General features: G+C 51.8%; 27 protein-coding genes and 1 pseudogene. 17 read left to right on the forward strand and 11 right to left on the reverse strand.

The window, feature by feature from the left end:
- Positions 1–10 precede the first annotated feature (10 nt).
- The 5 genes from speB to E3E36_RS10025 form a co-directional block, all read right to left on the reverse strand.
- Positions 11–871: an agmatinase gene (gene speB / locus E3E36_RS10005; protein ID WP_167895239.1), complete on the reverse strand. Its 861-nt coding sequence runs from the start codon at positions 869–871 to the stop codon at positions 11–13.
- Positions 872–945: 74 nt separating this feature from the next.
- On the reverse strand, positions 946–1,356 hold the full coding sequence (locus E3E36_RS10010; RefSeq protein WP_088180153.1) for a translation initiation factor IF-5A: 411 nt from the start codon (positions 1,354–1,356) through the stop codon (positions 946–948).
- 73 nt (positions 1,357–1,429) lie between these two features.
- Complete coding sequence (locus tag E3E36_RS10015) at positions 1,430–2,809, reverse strand: sodium-dependent transporter (RefSeq protein ID WP_167895240.1); 1,380 nt, start codon at positions 2,807–2,809, stop codon at positions 1,430–1,432.
- 103 nt (positions 2,810–2,912) lie between these two features.
- A complete protein-coding gene (locus E3E36_RS10020; RefSeq protein ID WP_167895241.1) occupies positions 2,913–3,572 on the reverse strand; it encodes a 16S rRNA methyltransferase in 660 nt (219 codons plus the stop codon).
- Entirely contained in the window at positions 3,550–4,638 is a 1,089-nt protein-coding gene (locus tag E3E36_RS10025) for a saccharopine dehydrogenase family protein (RefSeq protein WP_167895242.1), read from the reverse strand. Before E3E36_RS10025 ends, E3E36_RS10020 begins: the two co-directional genes overlap by 23 nt.
- A gap of 59 nt (positions 4,639–4,697) precedes the next feature.
- On the opposite strand from E3E36_RS10025, the gene E3E36_RS10030 reads away from it, so the two are divergent.
- Together E3E36_RS10030 and E3E36_RS10035 are read left to right on the forward strand one after the other, a co-directional pair.
- On the forward strand, positions 4,698–5,276 hold the full coding sequence (locus tag E3E36_RS10030; RefSeq protein ID WP_167895243.1) for a metallophosphoesterase: 579 nt from the start codon (positions 4,698–4,700) through the stop codon (positions 5,274–5,276).
- Entirely contained in the window at positions 5,276–6,250 is a 975-nt protein-coding gene (locus E3E36_RS10035; protein ID WP_167895244.1) for a hypothetical protein, read from the forward strand. The genes E3E36_RS10030 and E3E36_RS10035 overlap by 1 nt, the downstream gene beginning before the upstream one ends.
- A 1-nt stretch (position 6,251) precedes the next feature.
- Here the strand turns inward: E3E36_RS10035 and E3E36_RS10040 are convergent, their stop codons facing one another.
- Positions 6,252–7,181, reverse strand: a complete 930-nt coding sequence (locus E3E36_RS10040; protein WP_167895245.1) for an RsmB/NOP family class I SAM-dependent RNA methyltransferase — start codon at positions 7,179–7,181, stop codon at positions 6,252–6,254.
- A 180-nt stretch (positions 7,182–7,361) separates the two neighbouring features.
- Complete coding sequence (gene argF / locus E3E36_RS10045) at positions 7,362–8,309, reverse strand: ornithine carbamoyltransferase (RefSeq protein WP_167895405.1); 948 nt, start codon at positions 8,307–8,309, stop codon at positions 7,362–7,364.
- Positions 8,310–8,582: 273 nt separating this feature from the next.
- On the opposite strand from argF, the gene thyX reads away from it, so the two are divergent.
- Together thyX and E3E36_RS10055 are read left to right on the forward strand one after the other, a co-directional pair.
- Positions 8,583–9,332 carry an FAD-dependent thymidylate synthase gene (gene thyX, locus E3E36_RS10050; RefSeq protein ID WP_167895406.1) on the forward strand — a complete coding sequence of 250 codons (750 nt, stop codon included), beginning with the start codon at positions 8,583–8,585 and terminating at the stop codon, positions 9,330–9,332.
- Between the two features lie 58 nt (positions 9,333–9,390).
- Positions 9,391–10,086 (forward strand): hypothetical protein, encoded by a 696-nt coding sequence (locus E3E36_RS10055; RefSeq protein WP_167895246.1) that lies wholly within the window; start codon positions 9,391–9,393, stop codon positions 10,084–10,086.
- Here the strand turns inward: E3E36_RS10055 and E3E36_RS10060 are convergent.
- Positions 10,083–10,598: an HIT domain-containing protein gene (locus E3E36_RS10060; protein WP_167895247.1), complete on the reverse strand. Its 516-nt coding sequence runs from the start codon at positions 10,596–10,598 to the stop codon at positions 10,083–10,085. The two genes, E3E36_RS10055 and E3E36_RS10060, sit on opposite strands and share 4 nt — an antisense overlap.
- Positions 10,599–10,718: 120 nt before the next feature.
- Between E3E36_RS10060 and E3E36_RS10065 the strand changes: the two genes are divergently transcribed.
- From E3E36_RS10065 to E3E36_RS10095, 7 genes are all read left to right on the forward strand, one after another.
- Positions 10,719–11,954, forward strand: coding sequence for a 2,3-bisphosphoglycerate-independent phosphoglycerate mutase (locus E3E36_RS10065; RefSeq protein ID WP_167895407.1), 1,236 nt, complete (start codon positions 10,719–10,721; stop codon positions 11,952–11,954).
- A 367-nt stretch (positions 11,955–12,321) separates the two neighbouring features.
- Entirely contained in the window at positions 12,322–13,149 is an 828-nt protein-coding gene (locus E3E36_RS10070; protein WP_167895248.1) for a DUF2202 domain-containing protein, read from the forward strand.
- A 51-nt stretch (positions 13,150–13,200) separates the two neighbouring features.
- Complete coding sequence (locus E3E36_RS10075) at positions 13,201–13,350, forward strand: hypothetical protein (protein ID WP_167894902.1); 150 nt, start codon at positions 13,201–13,203, stop codon at positions 13,348–13,350.
- Positions 13,351–13,395: 45 nt separating this feature from the next.
- Entirely contained in the window at positions 13,396–14,028 is a 633-nt protein-coding gene (locus E3E36_RS10080; RefSeq protein ID WP_167895249.1) for a DUF4405 domain-containing protein, read from the forward strand.
- On the forward strand, positions 14,025–14,723 hold the full coding sequence (locus E3E36_RS10085; RefSeq protein ID WP_167895250.1) for a DUF2202 domain-containing protein: 699 nt from the start codon (positions 14,025–14,027) through the stop codon (positions 14,721–14,723). The genes E3E36_RS10080 and E3E36_RS10085 overlap by 4 nt, the downstream gene beginning before the upstream one ends.
- 68 nt (positions 14,724–14,791) lie before the next feature.
- Complete coding sequence (locus tag E3E36_RS10090) at positions 14,792–15,088, forward strand: winged helix-turn-helix domain-containing protein (protein WP_167895408.1); 297 nt, start codon at positions 14,792–14,794, stop codon at positions 15,086–15,088.
- Positions 15,089–15,112: 24 nt separating this feature from the next.
- Positions 15,113–15,301 (forward strand): hypothetical protein, encoded by a 189-nt coding sequence (locus E3E36_RS10095; RefSeq protein WP_167895251.1) that lies wholly within the window; start codon positions 15,113–15,115, stop codon positions 15,299–15,301.
- Here the strand turns inward: E3E36_RS10095 and E3E36_RS10100 are convergent.
- Positions 15,298–15,591 (reverse strand): hypothetical protein, encoded by a 294-nt coding sequence (locus E3E36_RS10100; protein WP_167895252.1) that lies wholly within the window; start codon positions 15,589–15,591, stop codon positions 15,298–15,300. The two genes, E3E36_RS10095 and E3E36_RS10100, sit on opposite strands and share 4 nt — an antisense overlap.
- Before the next feature lie 124 nt (positions 15,592–15,715).
- Here E3E36_RS10100 and E3E36_RS10105 point away from each other — a divergent pair, with 124 nt between their 5' ends.
- The 6 genes and pseudogenes from E3E36_RS10105 (at position 15,716) to E3E36_RS10130 (ending at position 23,066) form a co-directional block, all read left to right on the forward strand.
- Complete coding sequence (locus E3E36_RS10105; RefSeq protein ID WP_167895253.1) at positions 15,716–16,543, forward strand: aldo/keto reductase; 828 nt, start codon at positions 15,716–15,718, stop codon at positions 16,541–16,543.
- Between the two features lie 67 nt (positions 16,544–16,610).
- The gene (locus tag E3E36_RS10110) at positions 16,611–17,441 is read left to right on the forward strand and encodes a hypothetical protein (protein WP_167895254.1); all 831 of its coding nucleotides are present in this window, start codon (positions 16,611–16,613) and stop codon (positions 17,439–17,441) included.
- Entirely contained in the window at positions 17,398–18,324 is a 927-nt protein-coding gene (locus E3E36_RS10115; RefSeq protein WP_167895255.1) for a hypothetical protein, read from the forward strand. The genes E3E36_RS10110 and E3E36_RS10115 overlap by 44 nt, the downstream gene beginning before the upstream one ends.
- On the forward strand, positions 18,317–19,471 hold the full coding sequence (locus E3E36_RS10120) for a hypothetical protein (protein WP_167895256.1): 1,155 nt from the start codon (positions 18,317–18,319) through the stop codon (positions 19,469–19,471). Before E3E36_RS10115 ends, E3E36_RS10120 begins: the two co-directional genes overlap by 8 nt.
- A gap of 50 nt (positions 19,472–19,521) precedes the next feature.
- Positions 19,522–21,114 (forward strand): hypothetical protein, encoded by a 1,593-nt coding sequence (locus tag E3E36_RS10125; RefSeq protein WP_167895257.1) that lies wholly within the window; start codon positions 19,522–19,524, stop codon positions 21,112–21,114.
- A gap of 89 nt (positions 21,115–21,203) precedes the next feature.
- Positions 21,204–23,066: pseudogene (locus E3E36_RS10130) on the forward strand (aldehyde ferredoxin oxidoreductase family protein).
- 321 nt (positions 23,067–23,387) lie between these two features.
- Here E3E36_RS10130 and E3E36_RS10135 read toward each other — a convergent pair.
- Positions 23,388–23,882 (reverse strand): hypothetical protein, encoded by a 495-nt coding sequence (locus tag E3E36_RS10135; protein ID WP_167895258.1) that lies wholly within the window; start codon positions 23,880–23,882, stop codon positions 23,388–23,390.
- Entirely contained in the window at positions 23,879–24,865 is a 987-nt protein-coding gene (locus E3E36_RS10140; RefSeq protein WP_167895259.1) for a hypothetical protein, read from the reverse strand. The genes E3E36_RS10135 and E3E36_RS10140 overlap by 4 nt, the downstream gene beginning before the upstream one ends.
- Between the last annotated feature and the right edge of the window lie 148 nt (positions 24,866–25,013).

Raw genomic sequence — 25,013 nt, forward strand, 5'->3', positions numbered from 1 at the left:
ATGTCCCACGTTATCCCTTCCATACGGCCCCGATCAGATAGAACAGGAGCTTGGCCGCGGTCAGCGCAGTAGGATCTCCAAGCTCCGTCCCGGCCACCTCCATAATATCGAAGCCGGCTACCTTCTTGTTCTCCACGAGCCACTCAACGGCCTCGATAACGTCCCAGAAGCCCAGTCCACCCGCCTCGGGGGTTCCGGTTGATGGGACGAGCGAGAGGTCAAAGGCGTCCACGTCAATGGAGAGGTAAACCGGCTCCGGGAGGGGCTCCACCAGCTCCACAAAGGCGTCAAAGTCGTAGTCTCTTGCATGAACCCATGGAATCCCGTGGCTCTCAGCGTACTCCACTTCCTCCTTCGTCCCGCTCCTTATCCCGAACATGGCTACATTCATGCCGAGTTCGTGGATCCTCCTCGCGACGCAGGCGTGGTTGTATGGGTTTCCCTCGTAGCTGTCCCTCAGGTCCAGATGGGCGTCGAAGACGATGTAACTTCTAGGCTTCAGAGCCTCGACCGCACCGAGGGTCTGGGAGTGCTCGCCGCCGAGGAGGATTGGGATGGCCTTTGGGTTTATCCCTTTGAGATCCTCAAGGGTCTCCCGCACCCTGTCCGTGGTCTTCCTCGGGTCACCGGCGACAACTGCAACGTCGCCTATGTCAGCTATCGGGAGCTCCGCGATGTCTATATCGTAGTCAAGGATGTAGCTTTCCAGGTTCAGCGTCGCGTGCCTTATCAGGGTCGGTCCGAACCTTGCCCCGGGCTTGAAACTGGTCGTCCCATCGAAGGGAACTCCAAGGATGACGAACCTGGCCTTTTCGGGCTCCACGAGAGGAAATTCCAGCTTAATGGTCTCGTAGGTGTGGAGGAAATCCATACCCTCACCTCCTTTAGGGTTAGAATGCACACCTTAAAAGGATTCAGAAGCGGAGAGAAAGGGGAGAGAAGAGCTCACTCGCCCTTGAGCTTCATTATCTTGATCCTGCCGAGGGTCTCCCAGTACTCGACGTTTATTCCTTCCTTGAGCTGATCCTTGATCTCGTCGGCGACGCCGCCCTCGATCGGAACATCGTAGAGCTCGTAGGTCTCCATGTCCATAATCTGGACGGTGTCCGGAGTCATGGCGATGATCTGGGCGGTTCTCTTGTCAATGATCGGAACGTCAACCTCGGCGCTGGTGGGCTTGACGATGCTCCTGACCTTGCCGTCGAAGATTCCAACGGCCTCAATCCTGGCCTTGGCGGAGCCGTGCTTTCCAGGTGAGGAAACGGTTATGTTGCCGATCCTGCAGGGTTCACCGTCGATGAGGATGTACCTTCCCGGCTTGAGCTTGCTAACCTGAACCTTGGTCTTGTCTCCCATTTTTCAGACCTCCCATAAGCGTTCTAAGACCGATTGGGAAGGGTCTTTAAAAAATTTTTGAAAAAAAGTATTCCTAACGTCGGGTCCTGAGCAGCATGCTGTTCATGAACGCCGGGACGAAGAGCACCAGACCGAGCAGTGCACCAATTTTTACGGAGACCGCCGGTGCCCTAAGGGCATAGTACAGGGCCACCAGGCCAACGAGGGCCAGAATGGCGATTACTACCACAAGTATCTCCCTGTTCAAGGACAGATCCTCCGAAAGCAGCGGGTATGCCTCCACGGCGGCCACCAGAGTCCCAACACTGAAAGGAACGACCAAGAACATCGTTCTGATGTCGCCGACCATCATGGCCGCAGATAGAACGACCCCAAAGAGGGCAACGAGGCCGAGGCTCCTGCCCCTGTCAAACCTCATGACCTCCGATAACACCTGGCTGCCCATCTCGATCAGGATTATTATAGTCGTCAGACCTGCGAAGTACAGGGACAGCATCAGGAGGGATATCAGCCTCCCTGCGCTGACGATGTTGCCCCTTAGGACGTAGGGTATTGAGTAAAAGACCTCAATGGAGTCTATGGGGCTCTTTTCGCCGTTTGTTGTGTACTCCTTGAGATCCTGGAACCCCATAAAGAGACGCATTGACTCTTCAGCAGGGATGCTGGGGTTCCTGAACGCCTTTCCAAACCCCTGGTACGCTGCACCAAGGGAGTAAGCGACCGTAAACGCCGCAGCAAAGCTCAGGATTATCTGGAGCACAAACACAGCGGCCAGGACCTTTTTCAGATCCAGCTCCTCCGGGGTAAAGCTACCCACGACATAGTAGACGCCCGTCCCTAAGCCGAATGAAATGAGTACGGATATGAGCATGTAGAGAACCCCTTTGAGGGACAGGGGCTGGTTGAGGGATGTTATTGACGAGACAGCACTCTCCATGTACTGAACCGCCTGCGGGGCCGTAACGGTATTGAGGGCCTGGTTCCGGATGAGCACCGCGGAGACTATGGCAAACAGAACAAAGAGCACCGAGAGAACTGAAATGACCTCAAGCGTCCTGCCCTTTGCCATCATGAGGAGGAGCACCGACAGAACCACCGTTCCAACCGCTATCGGCAGGACGTACCTGGAACCCACCCCAAATACGTAGATGAGGCTGTAGGAGGAGTAGTACGTCGTTATCCCCAGCATTATGAAAAGGAACATCAGGAGAACGAATATCAGGCTTGGAGTCCTTGACACCTTGAAAAACAGCTCGTATATCAGGTACCTGGTGCGCTTGGTGCTCTCCGCCTCACTGTAGACGAGGAACAGAACCATCAGCATGGGGATCAACGATATCAGAAAGCCTTTGAGCCCAAAGGTGATGTAGTACTTTGGCAGGACAAGGAAGTTCCATATCCCGAGGACGTAACCCGTTATCAAAAATGCCATCAGGAAGCTTATTTTTCTCATTGATTCACACCCCCGCGGAGATGTCCACGGCCAACGGCCGGAGCACTTAAGGGAAAATTAAAGCGGTCCAATATAAAAACATTATGTCGCTTCCCGGGCCTTTTCAGAGAATCCAGTGTTCAAAGCTGGTTATTGTTTCGTTCACAACTGTCCATGCCATCAACGGGGCCTTGTAAAGACTTATTTTCTTGCCGGGAATTTCGCTTCTAAAGTCCCCGTGGGGAAAGCCCCCCACAACCACCAGTGGGTTTTCAAGCCCGGAGAGAATTTTTCCGAAATCCCTGGGCGTCACCAGATCCCCGTTCTCATGCATGACGAAGACCTCATCCGGGCCTATCTCCTCTATGAGCCCACTGAGATCCTTCCCCTCCATCCGGAGAAGTTCAAGGTTCTCGGGAACAACGCGGTTCTTAAAGAGGCTTTCCATAAGCCCGACGAAGCGGTTGTAGTTCCTTGGAATCCGGGTTTCCGGCTTTATGTATATCACCTCGTCGTTCCTCGTGTGCACGTAGACCCTCAGCAGGCCCTCCTTGTTGGCTATGCTCTCCAGGGCATTGAGCAGGCAGACGTGGACTATATCCGGCCTCCCGCGCCTCTCGCCGTCTTCGAGCTTTTTCAGGGCTGAATGGTGGTACGTGGCGTCCAGGATAACCTCTTCCGGCCGCTTACCCCTCCTCTTCGCGTAGTTCACCACCGCCGGATGATCCCTTATCGTCTTCGGAACCAGCTCAAGCTCGGCCTCAGCTATCACCAGGTGGAGCATTCTCCCACCTCTCAATCTTTATTCCTCTGTCCCCAAGCTCCTCAGTTATGCGCGTGAAGGTGTCTATCCTCATCCCGAGTATCTCAGGAGGGATAACGCCGAAAATGCACCCGTGCTCCGCCACGAGCCTGGCCACCGCCGCCGCTGTGAACCCCGTGACCCGTGCCATGGACGTGAGTCCTTCCCTCTCTTCGTCGTAGAGCAGGTAGCCAATCTCCTTCGGCTCTCCATTGAGGGTGCCCCTCCCCAGGACCTGCATTATGGAGAAGTCCGGACTCTCATAGGTCATCAGCGGTGTTATGACCTCCAGCGTCCCCTCCACGTGCTCGGGTTTGAAGAAGCCGAGCTCCCTCAACACCTTCATTTTTTCTAGGTGCCCCGGCCAGCGGAGCGTCCATTCTTCAAGTCTCTCTGCCCTCACACTTTCCAGGAGGCTCCTCAGACCGTCGCTGATAAATGCATCAAACTCGAAGTCGCCAACCGTTACCCTCTTTACCTCCTCGAAGGGGTCGACCGCTATGATTTTGCCATCCCTTATCACGCGCGCCGGCCTAGTGTACTCTTCAATTAAATCTTTAGGTGACCATGTAATTCTGTAATAAAGGGGCGGCCTCGGCTCCTTCGGGAGGCCCCCAACATAGATGTAGCCCTCCCTCAGCTCGTCTATATCTCCCCATATCCTGCCCATGAGCATGTGGCTCAGCCCCGGAGCAAAGCCAGCGTCGAATATAACCGTCACCTGGGCCTTTTCAGCCTCATCGCGGAGCTCAAGCGGATTCTCCGGCATGAAGGAGACGTCAACCATGTCCACTCCAGCCTTTATCGCCGCCTTTACTGAACGGTAGCCAAACCTCCCAGGCAAAGCCCCGACGACCAGCTCAAAGCCCCTCATGGTATCTACAAGTTCATCAAAGTCCGAGGCGTCAACCTTTATCGGGGTAGCAAAGCCAGAAACGGCCTTCAGCCTCTCATCGCTGACATCACCCACGTGGACATCGAACTCGTCCCTCAAATCCCAGGCCACAGCCCTCCCAACGTTTCCAGCTCCTAGAACGAGAACCTTCATGCCAACACCCAAACTGACATTGGAGAAGGTATATATAAGTCCTGTCCCTAGTGGAGACAATGCCCCTAAAACTTCCCGTATTCCGTAAGAAAGTCCTTGAGCTGCTGTCCTCGACCGGGGAGAAGAAGGTAATGCACCTAAGCGACACCCCTGAGAGTGCCTACCGCTTTATAAAAGCCCTTATCGAGAAGACCCGGCCTGACTACATCATTCACACCGGCGACTTGGCCGACAACGTAAAGCTGGAGCGCAGGCCGGAACTCAGGCCCCTATACAAGGGGTCGCTCAGAAAGCTTGCGGGGGTACTCAGGGGCTCTGACGCGAGACTGTATATTGTCCCAGGTAACGAGGACGATCCAGAACTCGTCAGGGAGTTCTTCGGTGATACCGTCTTCGAGCCCGGTACGATCGTCGAGATTGAAGGTGTCAGGTTCGCCCTTGGCCACACTTGGAAGGACGTGATAGGTAAGGACGCCGATTTCAAGCTCTACGGCCACAACTTCAAGCTGATCGAAAATGGGCTGAACGGAGTTCTGGGCGTTAACTTCGTCCTCCTACCCAGCAGAAGAACTTATCGTGTCAAATATCCTGGCGGGACAGATCTTGACAGGGGCTACAAGATGTGGAGGGGTCTGTAGTGAGGATTATCCGGTTTGGGCCGTCTATAGTGTTCCTAAGGACGGCGCACGCCGGTGAAGTTAAGGCCGCCCTGAGGGACATTTTTGGAGTTGATGAGGTCAATACAGAGGAGGCGATACGGAGCAGCAGTGAGTTTGAGACAGTGGTTTTTGTCACGGACGAGTGGCAGAAGGAAACCCTCCCCCCAGAGAGGGGTTTCCTGATAAAATCTCACGCCCCGCTCGTCCTGAGCGAGATCATAAACAGGAACCTCCCAATCGAGAAGGTTTATGTGGAGAGCACGCTGATATTTCTCCGGGTCCCCCAGAAAGTCGGAGAGGCCCTGGGGTTAATAGCCGAAAAGTACTCCGGGGACGTCATGGACATAAGGCGGGCCCTCGATGAGGGAGAGGCGGGGGATACAATAATAGCCATTACGACAAGGAAACTCAACTCTCCCATAGGGCCCGATGAGATAGAGGGGGCGGTTCTCATAAGAAGGAACTTTCTCCAGGTTTACAGGGAGCTGAGCATTGACATCCCGGTTCTTCTTCTGAAGCTGATGCCCGACTGGAACGAGCTGACCATCAAAATCTACGACACGGAAAAGCGCTACGAGGAGAACATCGAGAGGCTAATGATGGTTATTGAAGACCTCGACATCGGCTTTGTAGTGGGAGAAGGGTGGGACTGGGACTATCCAAGGCCCTTCATGCGCGTCCCGGTTTACAAGCTCAAGCTTTTGACCTGGGAGAAGCCCGAGCGCGTTAAGTTCCTGCTCAAGGGCATCGAGTACGTTGGTTACAAGAGGCTCTGCGACATTGATGTTTTCGTCGAGGGCAAGAAGATAAGCTGGACTTCCCTGGGAAAGTACGATTCCAAGTTCGAGCTGGCTAAAGCCGCCAGGGATGAGCTGGAGAAAAACCTCAGCGGGGACGTATTGGAGAGGCTGAAGGAACTCGACGAGAAGCTCGCGACTGAATCAGAAGACTGACCTACATCTTCCTTATTTTGGCCACAAAAAAGCCGCTCGTCCTGTGTCTGTCGGGATAAAAGCGCCTCGCCTTTTTTATCTCTTCGTTCAGCTCTATTCCGAAGGGCTTGGTTAAAGCCGGCTCGCCGTATCTCAAAGGCAGAAGCTCGACATTGAAGTTGTCAAGAACCCACTGGATTACAAACTCGTTCTCCTCCGGCTCGAGGGAGCAGGTTGAGTAAACGAGGATTCCACCCTTCCTGAGCACGCTCAGGCCCTTCTCAAGCAGCTTCATCTGCAGACCCTGGCAGAACTTGACATCATCCATTGTACGGTTGGCCTTCCTCTCGGGGTTCTTGTGTATCGTCCCCGAACCAGTGCAGGGGGCATCGAGAAGGATTCTGTCGAACTCAACGCCGAGCTCGTCTATGTAGAGCGACGATTTGTGGACGAGGACGGTGTTCGTAACTCCCAGCCTTGAGAGGTTCAGCCTCGTTTCCTTCAAGCGCTCCTCGCCGACATCGAAAGCATAAATTATCCCCTCGTTCTCCATGAGCTGGGCCATGTATGAGGTCTTCCCGCCGGGGGCAGCAGCCATGTCGGCGACAACTTCTCCCGGCTTCGGCTCGAGTGCAACTGGCGGATACATCGAGCTCGCTTCCTGTATGTAGAGCAGTCCCGAGAGGTATTCCGGCGTTGAGGTTATCGAGAAGGGCTCCCGCGTAAGGCAGAACCCCTCCCTCGCCCAGGGGACGCGCTTGAACTGGAAGCCCTTCTTGTTGAGAAGCTTCGTGAGCTTTGGAACCTCTATCCTGAGCGTGTTTACGCGGAAGCACCTCGGGAGGGGCTTTTCCATAGCCTCGACTATTGCTAACGCCCTCTCTCCCCAGAGCTGGTAGTACCGCTCCGCGAAGGTCTTGGAGTAGCCGAGGCTGAAGAGCTTTTCCAGCATGGTTGAAGGTTGGAGGTGGGGTTTAAAAGGTTCTTCGTTGTGAAAGTGCATTTTCACAAAACACGCAATCTATGAAAAATCCACTTTCATAAATTGGCACTTTTGTGAAAGGGGTTTTCATAAAATGAACTCAAAGTTGTCAAACTCCCAACGGAGGAACAAAAGAGAGGAGAAAGGGGATCAGACCTTAATTCCACCCATAACCAGAGCCATAACGGCCTTCTGGGCGTGGAGCCTGTTCTCGGCCTCGTCGAAGACGACGCTGTTCGGGCTGTCCACAACGTCGTCCGTAACTTCCTCGCCCCTGTGGGCCGGGAGGCAGTGCATGAAGATGTAGTCTGGCTTTGCGTGCTTGACGAGGTCCTTGTTGACCTGGAACGGCTGGAATATCTTCCTCCTCTCCTCGGCCTCGGCCTCCTGCCCCATGCTAGCCCAGACATCGGTGTAGATGACGTCGGCGTCCTTGACGGCCTTGACCGGGTCGTGCAGGAGCTCAAATGAGCCACCGCTCTCGGCCGCGTTCTGCTCCGCCCACTTGATGACCCTCTCGTCCGGCTCGTAGCCCTCCGGAGTCGCGACAACGACGTCGGCACCGAGCTTGGTTCCGGCTATCATGAGGGAGTGGGCAACGTTGTTTCCGTCGCCGACGTAGACTATCTTGAGGCCAGCAATCCTGCCCTTCTTCTCGAGTATGGTCTGGTAGTCGGCGAGGGCCTGGCACGGGTGCGAGAAGTCGCTCAGACCGTTGATGACCGGAACGTCGGCGTACTTGGCGAGATCAACAACGTCCTGGTGGTCGAAAACACGGGCCATTATTCCGTCCACATACCTGCTAAGGACGCGGGCGGTGTCGGCTATCGTCTCGCCGCGCCTGAGCTGAAGGTCGTTCGCGTTGAGGTAGAGGCCGTAACCGCCGAGCTGGTAGATGCCAACTTCGAAGGAAATCCTCGTCCTCGTGGACGGCTTTTGGAATATCATGGCGAGCGTCTTCCCCTCAAGGACGCGGTGCGGCTTTCCTATCTTGTTCCAGATCTTCATCATCTCGGCCGTCTTGAGAATGGTCTCAATCTCCTCCCTAGTAAAGTCCTGAAGGCAGAGAACATCCCTTCCAGCTAGGCTTACCACCATGTGCATCACCGCCTAAAGCTGGGGAGCGAATTTAATAACCCTTTCGTCGGATAAAGCCATCATTAACTGAAATCTTTTGAGCATTGATGTACGTGGGCTTTTCAAACGTAATGGATACGGCGCAGGCCCCCGCGCAACGCTGCACTCAAAACGTCGGCTATATGTGAAAACATCCGTATATCCACCACCCTTTCCAGGACCAACTGGGATTTTTGACAGCTCACGACGGACAAATCTAATAAACGTGCTGTCGTTTTTCCACCGGTGGCGACCGTGGTGGATGGAATAAGGGTCACGCTTGTCAATTATACAAAAAAACCCTTAGAAACTGTCACATGGGCAGCCCTTATAAGCTACTGGGACGGATGGGAAACGGAAGCTTTTGAGAGGATGGGTGAGAAGGATGTTGAGATGCACCTCCCAAGGGTTTTAGGTTATGGCCACGAGTCTATTCTGGAGCACGCGACGCTCACCTTTGCGATTGAGGGATGTTCTCGCGTTTGTTCGCATCAACTTGTAAGACATAGACTTGCAAGTTATACCCAACAGTCACAACGTTATATAAAATTGAACCCAAATAACGTTGAAGAGACCTTCATGATTCCGGAGGGCGTGAAGGCAAGGCCTGAGCTCTACGAGAAATGGAAGCGCCTCATGAAGGAGGCGATTGAACTCTACGAGGAAAGCTACACCAAAGGAGTCCACCAGGAGGACGCTCGCTTCATCCTCCCACAGGCCGTAAGGACAAAGATAGTTGTAACAATGAACCTCCGCGAGCTCAAGCACTTCTTCGGCCTGAGGGCCTGCGAGCGGGCCCAGTGGGAGATAAGGGAAGTCGCTTGGAAGATGCTGGAAGAGATCGCCAAGAACGAAGAGCTGAGGCCGATAATCAGGTGGGCCAAGCTCGGGCCGAGGTGCGTTCAGCTCGGCTACTGCCCCGAGGGGGAACTGATGCCGCAGGGATGCTGGAAAAGGACAAGGGAGAAGTGGAAATCTCTTACTGGTTCCAAACCAACGGTTTAAGAAACCTTTTTACATAACTTTTACATAACCTCTCTGCAGAAATAATCGGTGAGTAATCATGAAAATCAGAAGCTATGAGGTTGAACTGCCCCATTCATGGGAGGGCCTCCAGGTAGTTCTCAGCGAGCCCGAAAAAACCCTTCCGTTCTTCCCGTATTTTGAGAGCATAGATGGGGACATCGTAAGGTTCAGGGTTCCCAGGTTTGTGTTTGACTTCGGCTATGAGTTCAAGCTCGCTGTGGGCTTCAGGAGCGACGGTGCAGTCTATACATTTACAGGGGAAAAGGGCGTGCTGACCGTTACGTTCGAGATGCGGGGGAACCTTCTTCGGGTCACCGCCAGCTGGTCTGGTTTTGGGGAACTCTTAATGGGCAAACCTCTTGAGAACTTCGCCAGAGGAATAGCGGAGGCCATAAAGGACTTCTGCGACGCGCAGGCCAGATGTCCCGTCGCCAGGCTGAACAGTAATGAGGGAGTTGTCGAGCACATATCGCCTGAAACTGCTCCAGCCCTCATAAAACGCATAGCATGGGAACTGAGGGGAAAGGACTTCGTGGTTGAAGGCTTGGCCGATGACGGAACCACACTTTCAGCGACTGTCAAAGACGGAAAACTCGTCAGACTCGACGTCAGGGACTCGAGCGGCAGAATGAGCACCATCGAGGCGGATGTGCTTATCCTAGAACTCAGCAGGGAGCTTTTCGAGAACCTCCCACTGGAAAAGGAGTTTAAGATAAAGATACGGGAAATCTAGGCCTTAGAAACCTTAAATCCTTCTTCTTTTGCGATCTCATCTATCGCCCTTTTCAGCTCGTCGTAAGCTTCCTCCAGCGATTCTGGGATGACCTTGGTGTCCGCTATAACCGGCATGAAGTTCGTGTCCCCGTTCCAGCGCGGGACTATGTGAAGGTGAACGTGGTCGTCTATTCCAGCGCCGGCGACCCTGCCGAGGTTCACGCCCATGTTGAAGCCGTGGGGGTTCATCGTCCTCTTGAGGGCCTTTATCATGAGCTGGGAGAGCTTCATGATCTCAAGGAGTTCCTCGTCGGTGAGGTCTTCCCACTTTCCGACGTGCCTGTACGGTGCAATCATGACATGGCCGGGATTGTAGGGGTAGTTGTTCATGATGACAAAAGCGTGCTTCCCACGGTAGAGGATGAGCCTTTCCCTATCCCTGTTCTCCTTCGGGAAGTCGCAGAATATGCAGCCGTCGTGCTTCGGTGAGCGTATGTACTCGATTCTCCACGGGGCCCACAGGGTCTTCAAGCTCTCACCTCCAGTTTGGGAAGCGGGAGAGGGTTAAAAAGTTTTTTTGAATGGACAAACATCCAAAACCGTCCAACAAAACTTTTAACTCCAGCACACTACTCACCCCAGGTGGTAGATATGAAGCAGAGGAAGGGACTTCTGATAATCCTTGACGGCCTCGGCGACAGGCCCATAGAGGAGTTCGGCGGTAAGACCCCACTCGAGTACGCTAACACCCCGAACATGGACAGGCTCGCCAAGATGGGAATCCTTGGCCAGCAGGACCCGATAAAGCCGGGCCAGCCAGCGGGCAGCGACACAGCTCATCTCAGCATATTCGGCTACGACCCATACAAGGTCTACCGCGGGAGGGGCTACCTTGAGGCAATGGGTGTTGGCCTCGACCTGAGCGAGGACGACTTGGCTTTCCGCGTCAACTTCGCGACCATAGAGAACGGAATCATAACCGACAGGCGCGCCGGCAGGATAAGCACGGAAGAAGCCCACGAGCTGGCGAAGGCCATCCAGGAGAACGTCAAGATTCCGGTCGAGTTCATCTTTGCCGGAGCCACGGGGCACAGGGCTGTCTTAGTCCTCAAGGGCATGGCCGCCGGTTATAAGGTCGGCGAGAACGACCCGCACGAGGCCGGGAAGCCGCCGCACAGGTTTGAGTGGGAAGATGAGGAGAGCAGGAAGGTCGCCGAAATCCTTGAGGAGTTCGTGAAGCAGGCCCACGAGGTTCTTGAGAAGCACCCGGTGAACGAGAAGAGGAAGAGAGAGGGCAAGCCCGTTGCCAACTACCTCCTCATCCGCGGCGCCGGAACCTACCCCGGCATACCGATGAAGTTCACGGAGCAGTGGAAGGTCAAGGCAGGGGCGGTCATAGCAGTCTCGCTCGTCAAGGGCGTCGCCAGGGCGATAGGCTTCGACGTCTACACGCCCGAGGGAGCCACCGGGGAGTACAACACCGACGAGATGGCAAAGGCGAGGAAGGTTGTGGAGCTCCTCAAGGAGTACGACTTCGTGTTCCTGCACTTCAAGCCGACTGACGCTGCCGGCCACGACAACAATCCGAGACTCAAGGCCGAGATGATAGAGAAGGCCGACAGGATGATAGGCTACATAGTCGACAACATCAACCTGGAGGACGTTGTTATAGCCATAACCGGCGACCACAGCACGCCCTGCGAGGTCATGAACCACAGCGGCGACCCCGTTCCGGTTCTCATCGCAGGGGGAGGCGTCAGGGCGGATTACACTGAGAGCTTCGGCGAGCGCGAGTGCATGCGCGGCGGCCTCGGCAGGATAAAGGGTCACGACATCGTGCACATAATGATGGATCTCATGAACAGGAGCGAGAAGTTCGGGGCTTAAATGGCCGCTTCCTTTTCTTCCGTTTTGTGAGGGCGTAAATGGTAGTCCCACCACCCGGAGAGCAAAGGTCAGAATAATGGCCCCGTACGCTTCTGGAGCCAAAAGTCTACTTCTGGCAAGAAGCTGTGCCCCCAAGGGAGATTAAGTATATTCCAATGAGTACTGCCATAACAGACGCGGCCAGGTTACCCTTTGAGCCCCAGTAACGGTACTCTGCCATCGGGTACAGAACATATCAGCCCACAGCGGCAATTGTCCTCACCGGCTCCACGTTCTGTGATTTTGCATAAATAGACCGCCCACCGAAAACTTTATAAACCCGCCTACATATGTAATATTGAAGTTACATATGTAGGAGGTTGGGAATATGAGGAAGAAGATTTGGGGTATTGCCCTGTTGGTGTTGGCCGCGCTCGGCTTCACCGTTGGGGGTGTTGCAGCGTGGCGTGGAAGTGCCGGGCCAAACCCGTACGCGGGCAGTGCTACAGCGGCCCCGATGGTCAACAGCACACTCGACGGCTACTACGCCGACCTAAGCCAGGAGGAGATAGATGGACTCCTGTGGATAATCGAAGAGGAGAAGCTGGCGAGGGACGTTTACCTGACACTCTATGACCTGTGGGGACTGCAGGTCTTCAACAACATAGCCAACAGCGAACAGATGCATATGAACGCAGTGCTCTCACTGATCGAGAAGTACAACCTCACGGCACCGGACACCCTTGACCAGGTCGGAGTCTTCCAGGACGAGGAGCTCCAGGCACTCTACGACCAGCTCATCGAGACGGGCAGCCAGAGTGAAGTTGACGCCCTGAAGGTCGGCGCCCTGATAGAGGAAGTTGACATCGAGGACCTTGAGGAGCGCATAGCCCAGACGGACAACGAGGACATAAAGACCGTTTACAGCAACCTCATGGCCGGCAGTGAGAACCACCTGAGGGCGTTCACCAGCCAGCTCGAGGCCCTCGGCGTGAGCTACACCGCCCAGGTGCTCCCCCAAGAGCAGGTTGACGAGATACTCGCCTCCACTGGGAGCCACGGGATGGGTGGCATGGGCATGGCAATGGGCACCATGGGAGCCCGCCACGGCGGAGCCCAGGAACAGGCAGGAATACTCGACGGCATCACCAACACCCTCAGAAACGCCTGGGCGTGGATGAGGGGCTTCGCCCACAGGATTGGAATGCCCATTTGATTTCTTTTCCCTCTGGAGGGGTGAGGGATGCCAAGAGGATTTGGAGGTCCCATGATAAGGGGTCCTTTCATGGGAAGGCGCGGCTTTGGCTGGTGGTGGCTCGGTCCCCTGGCCTTTGTGCTTATACTCGCCAGGGTTGCCCTGCTGATCCTGCCAGTACTGGTGCTGGCCATCATACTTTACGCTATGATCCGGAGGTGAAAGGATGAGACTATGTATTGGAAAATGTCCGCCGGAGGTGGGAGCATGAAGGCCTCTGCCCTGCTCAGGGGGATTGTTGACTTCCTGCTCCTTGTGGTCTTCATAGTTGTTGGGATAACCGGTATTGGCCTTTACCTCGCACCGAGCGGGAGGATAGCTGACTCAATAGGATGGACGTTCCTGGGGCTTGACAAGGACACCCTGACTGCTGTCCACACGTACCTAGGCTTCGTCATGATAGGGCTGATTGCCCTGCACCTGATAATCGGGTTCACAAGCATGGTAACAATGCTCAGAATGGGCCTGCGGAAATCAAGGGTGAAGGGGATTGCCGCCCTGCTGATACCGTTCCTGCTGATTGGGGCGGGATATCAGGCCTTTGCCTACTACACCGGCGAAGGTGACACCGAGACCAGCACGGAGGAATATTATACCGTGGAGGACAACTCAACAGTCTACATAACCGGGACTATGATGAAGTACTACACCCTCCAAGAGCTGGCGGACAACTACGGCGTCCCCGTGAACGCGCTCGTGGAAGAGCTGGCAAAGAGGGGGATAGAGGCATCGCCAGATGAGAAGCTTGCCGAGATAGAATACAAATACGGCCTTGACAGGGAGGAGTTCAAGGCCATGCTGGAGGAGATAATAATTGTCCTTAAAGGTGAGGAAGGATGAGGAAGTTTAGCGCGCTTGTAGTGCTCGCCCTCGTGTTGGGGGCGGTCATGGCGGCGGGATGTATCACCGGTACGGAAACCGAAACGGGTACTGCCACCGGGACCCAGGGACCCCCCGAAGACAGGGGCTACGGCCAGGGTGTGGCCGCTCCAGCGGAGGGCATGATTGATATTTCCAACGTCTCAGCGGGGGAGCTGAGCCAGGATGAGATCGACGCAATACTGTACATGAGGGAGGAGGAGAAGCTCGCAAGGGACGTCTACCTGACGCTCTACAACGCCACAGGGCTGAGGATATTCGAGAACATAGCCCGGAGCGAGGAGACGCACATGGACATGGTGCTCCAGCTCATCGAGAGGTACAACCTGACCGATCCCGCTGAGGGAAAAGCCATCGGAGAGTTCAGCAACCCCGAAATCCAGGCCCTCTACGATGAGCTCGTCAGCAGGGGCGAGAAGAACGACGTCGAGGCCCTGAAGGTCGGCGCCCTGATAGAGGAGGTCGACATCAAAGACCTCAAGGAGTGGCTCTCCAGAACCGACAACGAGGACATAAGGCTCGTATTTGAGAGCCTGATGGCAGGGAGCGAAAACCACCTGAGGGCATTCACCAGGATACTCGGCAACAGCTACGGTGTTGAGTACATCCCGCAAGTACTCAGTGAGGATGAGTACCGCTCTATAATTGGGAGCTAACGGAAACCTTTTATTCTTTATCCACCTTTTCTTATTCAGTGCTTCAATAGACAACCAGCGTGATAACCATGGTACAGAGCATCGAAGAGCTTGTGGCAATCGGGGAAGCCCTTGGGAATCCGGTACGGGTTAAGATACTCAAGATGCTCTGCGAAAAGGAGTGGTACGTCTACGAGCTGGCAAAAGAGCTTGGCATTTCCAGGCAGTTGCTGTACCTTCACCTTAAGAAACTTGAGAAAGCTGGCCTTGTCGAGAGTGAACTCCGTCTTGAGCCCGGCGATCCAAGGGCAAAGAAGTACTACCGGGCAAAGCAGTTCAGAATCGTTTTGGATAACGAAGTGATAAAGAACCTGGTGGAGGGTTGAAAAATGCCGTGGGGAGGTGAGCCGATGCAGACTCCGAGCGGATGGATAAGCATAATCCTCGGTCTGATAATCCTTGTGGTACTGATATTCGCCTTCTATCAGATTAACAAGACGCTCAATGACTTTAAGGTCGAGATCGAGCGCCTTAAGAACGCCCTTGAGGAGACGAGAAAGAACACCGAGGAAATAAGGAAGAAGCTTGAGGAAGTTTAACCTCTCAACAGCTCAAGTTCCTTTTTCATTATGCTCCTGTTCATGAACAGGTGGATTATTATCAGGATCATCATGAGCAGTCCGTAGCGGGCCCTCAGCTTGAGGAAGTCAAGCTGGGTCATCCCGAGAAAGCTTCCCTGTTTCGCCGAGATGAACGTTCCCATCGTTATGAATATAACACCCAGAAACGCAATGAACAGGAGCATTGAAAATGCTGCCTTTGTTTTGAGTTTCTTCCTCATTTTAGGGTTTTTCTTAGCTTCTTCAAACACCTTTGCCATCGGATCCATGGTATCACCCTTGGATAAAACAAGCTACAATTTAAAAACCTCCTGGTTCACAACTCTGCCCATCTTAACGTTTAGACGGAAACTTTAATTAAGTTGAACTTCCTAATTCCCCTGGTGTGGGCAAATGGTGAAGATTTCGGGTCTGAAGGAGATAGGCGACGATAGGGTTACCTCCATAGGCATGGGGACGTGGGGCATAGGTGGGAAAGAAAGCCCCGACTACTCGCGTGACAGGGAGAGCGTTGAGGTCCTTAGGCACGGCCTTGAGCTCGGGATAAACCTCATAGACACGGCCGAGTTCTACGGTGCCGGCCACAGCGAGGAGCTCGTGGGAGAAGCCATCAAAGGCTTCGAACGCGAGGAGATTTTCATCATCAGCAAGGTATGGCCTACACACTTCGGTTATGAGAGCGCAAAGAAGGCCGCAAGGGCGAGTGCAAAGAGGCTCGGCACATACATAGACCTCTACCTGCTTCACTGGCCGGTTGATGACTTTGGAAGGATAGAGGAGACGCTTCACGCCCTCGAAGAGCTCGTTGACGAAGGATTAATCCGCTACATCGGCGTCAGCAACTTCGACCTTGAGCTTCTCAAGAGAAGTCAGGAAGCTATGAGAAGGTACGAGATAGTTGCCAACGAGGTGAAGTACTCGCTCCGCGATAGGTGGCCCGAGACGGGCGGACTCCTCGACTACATGAAGCGGGAGAAGATCGCACTCATAGCCTACACACCGCTCGAGAAGGGCGCCCTCGCAAGGAACGAGTGTCTGGCCGAGATTGGAAAATCCTACGGCAAAACTTCAGCACAGGTGGCCCTCAACTACCTCATCTGGGAGGAGAACGTCGTAGCCATACCCAAGGCCGGAAGCAAAGCCCACATTGAGGAGAACTTCGGTGCCATGGGCTGGAGGCTTTCAGATGAGGATAGGGAAAAAGCGAGGGGGTGTGTTTAACACTCCAGGCTATGATCAGGGCAATAGTTAAATATTAAGCCAACGCTATTACCCCTGGTGGGGGTATATGACCCTGGTTTTAGCCTTAAAGTGGATTTGGGATAAGGAAAAGAAGCACGATGCAGTACTCATGGTCTCCGATTCTCGGGTAACATATGGACCAGTGACATACGAAGCAAAGAAAATCCATCCCATAACTGTTAACGGTGTTCCTGTGGCTATTGCTGGCGGTTCTGGTGACGCGGCTCTCATAAAATATGGGTATTATGTCGTCGATTCAATAACCCGGAAGTACATGGAGAACAAAGAGACCACGCCTTCCCAAGAAGAATTCCGAGGGCTCATTGGAGAGATTGAAAACGTCCTCATCCAGCGCTTTAGAGAGCTGAGGAGCATGGGTATTGAGATAAGCTTCACCATGATCCTGTCAAGCGTTGATCCAGAGGGTAAGGCCTCGATATATCACTTTGACAGTAGGGGGCTTGCTGAACCCGTCCATGATACCCCTGGCTTTGCTATCATAGGTTCTGGCTCTATCACGGGTGGCCTCCTGCTCCTCCGCCTTTTGGGATACTCTCCTTCTGTAGAGCTTAACTGGGGACTACTCTCAACCTTTATAGTGGATATGGTGAGCGAGATTGACCCATCAGTTGGGCCGTTCGTAGGGGAAAGCTGGCTTATGAGGGTTGAAAATGGGAGAGTGGCCCTTGGCCAGATAAAGGAAGAGGCGCTGAAAGAGTTCAAGGAGCAGGTCAGGAAACGGAAGGAACTAATCCAAGAACTTATGTTCCTGTGCGATGTCCTTGGAGAGGATGAAGTTGAGAAGGTCATCTTAAGCTCCCTCACAGGAGCTGGTGGAAATGAGGGACACGAGGGAGATGATAAGGGACAGAGTTAAGGAAGCTGTTGAGAAAAAGATGGAAGGACTCTTCGTCGATTTCCTTACCAAGGACTTCGTGGAGCGAGAGAAGTACAGGGAGTTGCTGGCCGTTTGGCTGATTGCACATCCCGAATTGTATGGCTATCCCAAAGTACTTGAGGTTGAATGCAACCGGAAAGAATACTGCGAGGTCGGTGACATCAAGATACTGGAATACCAGAATGTGGTATCTATTACCAAGCAAATAGTGAAGGATCACAAATCCGAGATTGTGACGAGTGTTCAGAATGCCCTTAACGCTATTATCACAAATCCAAGTTCAATAGACGAGAAGATAACCGCAAGGCAGATCTACGACCGCACAATTAGCAGTGTTGAGGAGGGCATCCAGAAATACGTTGAAACCCAAAGTGACACTCTTGAGTTTAAAGTCGGTTATGAATCTGTTTCCATTGAGCCCCCACAGGTACTATCCAAATCGGCAGGGTTCATTCTCAGGCACAACAAAGATGTCGTTAAATACTTTGAGAATGAACTAATTGAGAACATCAGAGTTCTCTCAAAAGAGACCAAACTTACCGTTGTCGTTCTGTCGGTGTATCCAAAAACTTACAATGAGCTTCCGTTTACTCTAAGTGTCTTTAAGGTGGTATGGGAAGTTATCTCCCAGGGAACAATTGAGACAGCTAACTTTAACGAGTGGGATATAACCAAAGAATTGTACAAGTCTGGGTTAATTGTGTACAGTAGTGGTGGATATGGTAGCGATAGTATTGTCCCACCTTTCGCAGTCAACATCTGGAAAAACTCCGTCAATACCAAAGAGCTAATTTTAAATGTGCCTATAGAAGTCGTTGAGAGAATTAAAATAATACTGTCTTGGAGGGAGAATAATGATTGAGGATAGGATGCCCTATCACGATGAGAAAGAATGGGAAGAATACGTGGCAAAACTTTCTGACCTTTACTTAAAAATCGAAGAGGTTTTTCGTTTGAGGGATAAATTGCTTGAGGAGGCAGGAGATAGAACTGTTGACGCCCTTATTAGAGAAAACAAAATCTGGGAGTACGTTCTCTTTGGTGGTCTAAACGAGAAGGGTTATATTGAGGAAAATGGCCTTGCCAGATTCTACTCGGAAATCCTTGGATTTGGAATCTCAGAAGATGATCTAAAGAGAATAGTCTCATACCTCAAGGAGGGCATAGACATTGAGAGTGCATCATCCAATGTCACTCCAAAGCTGAGGGGAACGGAATTCACTAAACTCATCGCTTCAATGAAAAAGAAGCTCATGGGTATCTTTGATGCCCTCGAAAGGGAACCTCCAAAGACAAGCGAGGTTTCATTCTCATCACCAGTGGCAGGAGTCAAAGCGGTTGCGGAACTCCTTTCAGTGGCAAAGCAGCTGTTGCCCCTCCACAACCCCCTCTCAATGTTTATAATCTCCATTCGCTCGACGCCTCGTTTTTATCTGGAGGGAATTTATACAAGACTTTTCACTGACGAAGTTCAAGAGCTTTTATCTAAGTACGGCATTTCTCTCAGGGACATCGTTTCACCTGACCTTCCCTTGGAGCAAGAAAAGAAGAAGAGAACGGTAGTTGGGTTAGAACCAAGAACCGTGGGACACAGAATTTACGAAGTTATCTTTGACTGTTACCAACTCTTCCAGATTAGGGGCATGGAGAATTTCTTCCGGATCGAAGATGAGTTCGAGAAATACCTTGTGGTGTATTCCGAGAGACTAAAGAACACGATCCCTCTGGATGAACTAAAGGACGTATACGGGGCGCTTACCTCAATCGGATATTCCTACGGGAACCGGTTCAACTCGCTTGTTGTCCAACAGCCGTTTAGGGTGTACGAGATAGATACACAAATTAGCGGAGGGTACTTAAGACCCAAATCTGGCTGGCAAAAAGAACTCAGCTATACGGAGTTCATAGCATTCATAGCTCCTCTCTCGTTCTGTGGGTTTGCCACTCTGGATAGGGCATCTGAGAAAGAAGTTAAGTGCCGGGTGATCATGGGATGGGATAAAAAATGAGAGAATCAGCGTTGAAAACAAAAGTCGATAAAAGGAAACAAATTCGATGGGTGGATGATGAAATCATTGTTACATATATCGAGCCAGATGTGATAGTGTCCGAAACTGAGAACATAGAAAGGCCAAGAATTAAAAAGAAGAGAGCAATCCAGGTCCCATATATTCCGCCAGTGTTTCTGAGACCCAACACTGTAGCTTCTCACATCGAGGAAGCCATATCTCCACCGGAGCCTTTCGACATATCCAAAGTTAATCTGATTGGTGAGTTTGTGTTTCTCGAATCCGGACAAATCAAAAGCAGGTCCCTTGAAATCAAGGTGTTCCGCCCATATGTTGTGCATCTGATTGATATGATACTCAGGAAGAACATGGAAGTTCATTTTGAGAAACCCAGCTCTGTTTCCTTTAGTGTAACTGATAATGTTAGGACTCCTTCTGGGAGAGAACTGAACCCGCTCTCTTTCCCGGTATTCAGCCCAATATTTTTAAAACCCTCAGGAGACATTGGGTTCTCAGTAACGACAGAAGTCAAGTTACTGATAGCTACCAAATCTCCTAAAGGGGTCCCGGAGATTGAACTTCCCGTAGAAGACATGATTTTAAGGGCTTTTGGTACCAGTGCACCATTTTTCAAAGAGGGCCCAGTAATAATTCTAGCCAAGAAACCTGAATCAAAGAGATTTGGGTATATAGAGTTCCTAAAACGTCTTCTCAGAGAAGTGTACAGAATTAGGGCTGGAGGTTTGCCCGTTGCATACCACGTCCTGTTGCCCGGAGACCCTGAGCGGTTGAGGTCTATCAAAGCCGGAAATTCAATCTTCGTTCTTGAATGGGAAGGACGGACAAAACCAGAAGAAAAATTGAAAGATTATCAACTAATAATCATCGAAAAGGTCAGGGAACTTTTCTCTCAGGGTTTTGGCTTTCTTGTGTTCTACGGGAATGATGATTTCTTGGAGTGGGTAAGGACAAAAATATTTGTTTCGAGAAAGGCTACTTCAAACTTGAATGGCAATACCAAATTGTCTCTAGTTCCTAGATGGATAGAACTCGGCCTGAAATCGCCAGAAGATTTTGAAAGGCTTATAGAGCACTTCTGGGGATTTTACGAGGAGCTTTCTCTTGAAAATGAAGGATTTGATTATCTCGTCTCATACTTTGAGGGTCAATATCATGAATTCATGGAAGGCTACGTAAAGACTATCAACATACGAGGCAAAACAGTACCCTCGGCTCTCTACATTGAGGGCAACGCTGGAGAAAGCTTGATCCACTATGCCTTAAAGGCTTTTGTGTTTGAAAGATTGGTAGAGGATTATGGGGTTAATCCAGAGGACATAGAAACAGAGTATCCAGAGGGAGACATACGAATTGATGTGTATATTAAAACCCGGGATACTGCCATTGAAGTTGAAACTTTCTATGGAGAAACCATCCCTTTACTGAAGCTAAGAAAAGACGTGGAGACCAGATTGAATACTAAATCCGAATTGTGGATAGTCCTTCCACCTTCGTCGTATCTGCTATTTAAAAACGATGTACAAGCATTTATAAAATGGACTTCAGCTGAGCCAAAATACAGGAATCGAGTTAAGATCTTCACAGTGGACATTAAAAACAAAAAGCTAGTTCAAATAACATAACTCCTAAACGAGGCTAAGCATAACTCATATAAGCACTGCTATTGACCTACCGTTAATATAGAGCTTTTAGTGCTTCGAGGTGGATTGATATGTACGGCTACCACAACAGAATCGCGCGCGTGAACTTGAGCAGGGGAAAGGTAACCTACGAGGAGTTGCCAGACGAAGTTATAAGGAAGTTCATAGGCGGAAAGAGGCTGGGGTACTACACCATCTACAGAGAAGTTCCGCCGGGAACGGACCCGTTGAGCGAGGCCAACAAGCTCGTCTTTGTTCCCGGTGGGTTAACAGGCATAATCCCTGGTTCGAGCAAGGTGATAGCGGTGAGCAAGAGTCCCGAGACGCGCTTGATAAGCCACTCCAGTGGTGGAGACGCCTTCGGTCCAAAGCTCAAGGGTCACTTCGATGCCCTCATAATCGAGGGGAAAAGCGAGGAGCCCGTTTACCTCCACGTCCACGATGGCGAGGTCGAGATTCTTCCCGCTGGGCACCTCTGGGGGAAGAGCAACTACGAGGTTGCCAGGGAGCTCTGGAAGGAGCACCCGAAGGCGAGCATGGCCTTGATAGGCCCTGCCGGAGAGAGGCTCAGCAGGATAGCGAACATAATCTACGACACCGAGCGGGCGAGCGGTAGAGGTGGCCTCGGAGCGGTTCTCGGGAGCAAGATGGTAAAGGCTGTAGTTGTCGAGCCCGGCGAGAAGCCGAAGATGGCCAATCCCGAGGAGTTCCAGAGGCTGTGACAGGAGTTCTACGAGGAGTTCGTCACCAACCCGAAGTACGAGCACACGAGGAACTACGGGACGAGCGACGCTTTGAGAAGTTCCGCGAGCCTTGGCATGAGTCCGGCATACAACTTCTCAAGGCCCTACATTCCGGACGAGCTGGCAAGCAAGCTCGGCAGCGACGAGGTCAAGAAATACGAGATAGAGCCCGAGTGGTTCGTCCACGGAAAAAGTTGCCCGATAAAGTGCGCCCGTTATGTGGAGGTCAAGTACAAAGGCCGGAAGGTTCGCGTTAAGCCCGAATACGAGAGCATAGCCATGCTTGGAGTGGCAACCGGGGTTTTTAACTTTCCGGCTGTCGCTTACTTCAACTGGCTAGTCACTCACCTCGGCCCCGACAGCATAGCGACCGGCAACACGATAGCCTGGCTCTTCGAGATGGTTGAGAAAGGGCTAATCAGTGAAGAGGAGATAGGCTTCCCTGTGAAGGGCTTCGGCGATGAGGAGGCTGAGGAGAGGCTCATCAAGCTGATGGCGGAGAGGAAGGGCATCGGCGCGGTTCTGGCGGACGGCGTGAAGAGGGCCTGCGAGCGCTTGGGTAGGGGCTGTGAGCTAGCGGTTCACGTCAAGGGCATGGAGAGCCCCGCCTAGGATTCAAGGGGAAGGAGAACCTACGCTTTGAGCTATGCAACGGCCGACGTTGGTGCTTCCCACCTCCGCGGCTGGCCGAGGCCGCACCAGCTCCCGAACCAGGGGCCGGCGAAGGAGCTCGTGCCATCGATGATAGAGGGCAGGGACGAGAGCTACATCACCGACATGCTCGGAACCTGCAAGTTCGTGCCATACAGGATGGAGGACCTGGCGAGGCTTTACAGCATTGTCACCGGCGAGGAGTGGACGGTCGAGGAGCTAAGAAGGAGAGCATGGACCGTTGAGAACATCGCCAGAATCCATGATGCCCTTGACTGGGTTACACCACCTCTTGACGACACGATTCCTCCCCGCTGGTGGGAGCCTGAACCAGATGGTCCGGCTGAGGGCAACGCCGCTTTCATAGACTACAACGACTTCCTTGAAGCTCGTAAGGAGTTCTACAGGCTCAGAGGCTGGGATGAAGAACTCGGCGTCCCACTGCCGGAGACGATGGAGGAACTGGGCCTCCCGGAGTTCAGGGAGGACGCGGAGAGAGCGCTGGAAGTAGTGAGGAAGAGAATGGCCTTCAGGCCCTGAGACTGCTGAAGATTCCGAGGATAATCAAATCAAGGATTGTATATGCAGTGAAGAGTGCGATAACGGGCCTTTTTATTTCCCTTCACCCCCTTATGCAGGAGCGGAACGAGGCCATCAACGTGCTGTCAGTGAGGCAAAAAGAATGATTGGCAGCAGAACCAGAGGTGTCAGCAGGCGTTTATCGATTCCGAAGGTGTCTATCATAGCCGCACTCACGAAGGTGAAGTAAATGCTAAATGAATGAGGAATAGGACGTAAAACCCCGACAATGAGGTCGGCCCTTTCTCGGGGCGTTCAAGATTTCAATTATCCGAGCTCCCCTTATTTTTCTTCCACCCAAACCACTGCGGGGATTATGCAGGTGCCATTCGTCCTCTTGACCGTGGTGTTGTTGTACCTCACCGTTACCGTCGAGTTGCAGGCAAAGACTCGCCCACCGTGCTCGCTGAAGAATGTGAGGTATTCCTTCACTTCGGTTTCGTTGGTCGGGACCAGATTCAAAGTCTTGTTTTGGAAATCAAAGAGGGCCAGATACGTTCTGTTTCCCACTTCAACTATGGATTCCATACGCAGTATTCGGCATTGAGGTGAGAGTTTCCTGCAGGTTTTACCATCGATCCAGTATGTGTAGTGGGGCTTAAGTGAGAAGTTGCTCAAGTTTGCGTCGTAGAGCATGTTTAGAGCTGTATCTGGAGCCAGTGTCGGAGAATCGGGAGAGGGGCTTTTATCAACATATCCTTTGGCCCATGTTAGTATTCCTAATACTAACAGAAAAGATAAAAGAAGCATGAAGGCAGCTTTATGATTCTTTCTCATTTAGTGACCCCCTCTTTTTCGACATAGGACATGATCTTTAAAACTTTAACCTGAGGATTTTCCAGAACGTATATCGGGCTTCCTTTTTTTGCAGCCCTTTGAATTACTATGTCCGGAATATTGAATTGTCGCTTGTATTTTTGGACATGCTTTGGATCTATGGCATACATTGTGTAAATCTTCCCATTAATATTTATTGTGTATTTGGAAATTCCTATAACTCTGTACTTTATTCCCTGGATAATTTTAGTTGCTGTGCTGGTTTTTTTCAACATCATAGTTGGGGTGTAAGAAGGTGCTCTGATCTCAAAACTACCAGAAACGACAGCAGCATCTACTGGATCCCAGTATATTTTTGACTTAACTGTAAAATCCGCATAGCTGCCCGGATCAATTTCTACAAACCAGCGTGTGAAGTGCCCAACATCACTTCCATATGTCGTCCACCTGAAGTATACGTCCCCAGGATTATTGAGTGTGTCATATCCTTTTTTGAGGTTATAAGCGAATTCTGCCGCTGTGCATGCATAACCTACCCCATAGGGCATATTACTAACCACAATTCCTGCTATATCCTGTGCAATATCTTCAAATAAACCAGCAGTTCCTGAGTCTGGAAATGCTGCAGCCACACGTCCATCAGATGGATTTGTCATGAAAGAAAAACTTCCTCCGTCTTTTATGAGATCTACTCCTTGCTTTACTATCATCCCAGGTCCACAGGAGATATCGCATTCTCTTGCAGCACCGGCAGCAGATTCTTTGAGTTCGTACAAATATCCATAACCATCCCACCAGTAGTAGTTGTACTTCTCAACTGCTGCACTGTTGTGTACAGTCCCTCCTCCAAGGGGAGTTTCATAATACCCCTTTGAATACCCCTCTCCAAGTTCACTCCAATCCCCAGAAGCTAATGCCACCCCAGTTGTAGTTCCGACCATCAGCAGCCCCAAGAGGACTGCTATCAAGAGCTTCCATCTCAAGCAGTTCACCTCCTGAGAGTTTTCATAACACTTATGAACGTTAGCATATATAAATTTTTCCTTTTACTATTAGTAAGACTTCTTCCTTTTTTTTCGAGTACAAATTTATTCGGAGTTGGGTTTTACGATGGAGATGGGCTAAAAGAAA

The organism is Thermococcus sp. M36 (genome assembly GCF_012027355.1).
In the GTDB taxonomy this organism is placed as follows: Archaea; Methanobacteriota_B; Thermococci; order Thermococcales; family Thermococcaceae; genus Thermococcus.

Excerpts from the sequence above, each read along its gene's own strand:
- speB (WP_167895239.1), bottom strand. The coding sequence starts at position 871 with ATGGATTTCCTCCACACCTACGAGACCATTAAGCTGGAATTTCCTCTC.
- E3E36_RS10010 (WP_088180153.1), bottom strand. The coding sequence starts at position 1,356 with ATGGGAGACAAGACCAAGGTTCAGGTTAGCAAGCTCAAGCCGGGAAGG.
- E3E36_RS10015 (WP_167895240.1), bottom strand. The coding sequence starts at position 2,809 with ATGAGAAAAATAAGCTTCCTGATGGCATTTTTGATAACGGGTTACGTC.
- E3E36_RS10020 (WP_167895241.1), bottom strand. The coding sequence starts at position 3,572 with ATGCTCCACCTGGTGATAGCTGAGGCCGAGCTTGAGCTGGTTCCGAAG.
- E3E36_RS10025 (WP_167895242.1), bottom strand. The coding sequence starts at position 4,638 with ATGAAGGTTCTCGTTCTAGGAGCTGGAAACGTTGGGAGGGCTGTGGCC.
- E3E36_RS10030 (WP_167895243.1), top strand. The coding sequence starts at position 4,698 with ATGCCCCTAAAACTTCCCGTATTCCGTAAGAAAGTCCTTGAGCTGCTG.
- E3E36_RS10040 (WP_167895245.1), bottom strand. The coding sequence starts at position 7,181 with ATGCTGGAAAAGCTCTTCAGCCTCGGCTACTCCAAGACCTTCGCGGAG.
- argF (WP_167895405.1), bottom strand. The coding sequence starts at position 8,309 with ATGGTGGTAAGCCTAGCTGGAAGGGATGTTCTCTGCCTTCAGGACTTT.
- E3E36_RS10055 (WP_167895246.1), top strand. The coding sequence starts at position 9,391 with ATGAAAATCAGAAGCTATGAGGTTGAACTGCCCCATTCATGGGAGGGC.
- E3E36_RS10065 (WP_167895407.1), top strand. The coding sequence starts at position 10,719 with ATGAAGCAGAGGAAGGGACTTCTGATAATCCTTGACGGCCTCGGCGAC.
- E3E36_RS10070 (WP_167895248.1), top strand. The coding sequence starts at position 12,322 with ATGAGGAAGAAGATTTGGGGTATTGCCCTGTTGGTGTTGGCCGCGCTC.
- E3E36_RS10075 (WP_167894902.1), top strand. The coding sequence starts at position 13,201 with ATGATAAGGGGTCCTTTCATGGGAAGGCGCGGCTTTGGCTGGTGGTGG.
- E3E36_RS10080 (WP_167895249.1), top strand. The coding sequence starts at position 13,396 with ATGAAGGCCTCTGCCCTGCTCAGGGGGATTGTTGACTTCCTGCTCCTT.
- E3E36_RS10085 (WP_167895250.1), top strand. The coding sequence starts at position 14,025 with ATGAGGAAGTTTAGCGCGCTTGTAGTGCTCGCCCTCGTGTTGGGGGCG.
- E3E36_RS10090 (WP_167895408.1), top strand. The coding sequence starts at position 14,792 with ATGGTACAGAGCATCGAAGAGCTTGTGGCAATCGGGGAAGCCCTTGGG.
- E3E36_RS10095 (WP_167895251.1), top strand. The coding sequence starts at position 15,113 with ATGCAGACTCCGAGCGGATGGATAAGCATAATCCTCGGTCTGATAATC.
- E3E36_RS10100 (WP_167895252.1), bottom strand. The coding sequence starts at position 15,591 with ATGGATCCGATGGCAAAGGTGTTTGAAGAAGCTAAGAAAAACCCTAAA.
- E3E36_RS10105 (WP_167895253.1), top strand. The coding sequence starts at position 15,716 with ATGGTGAAGATTTCGGGTCTGAAGGAGATAGGCGACGATAGGGTTACC.
- E3E36_RS10110 (WP_167895254.1), top strand. The coding sequence starts at position 16,611 with ATGACCCTGGTTTTAGCCTTAAAGTGGATTTGGGATAAGGAAAAGAAG.
- E3E36_RS10120 (WP_167895256.1), top strand. The coding sequence starts at position 18,317 with ATGATTGAGGATAGGATGCCCTATCACGATGAGAAAGAATGGGAAGAA.
- E3E36_RS10135 (WP_167895258.1), bottom strand. The coding sequence starts at position 23,882 with ATGAGAAAGAATCATAAAGCTGCCTTCATGCTTCTTTTATCTTTTCTG.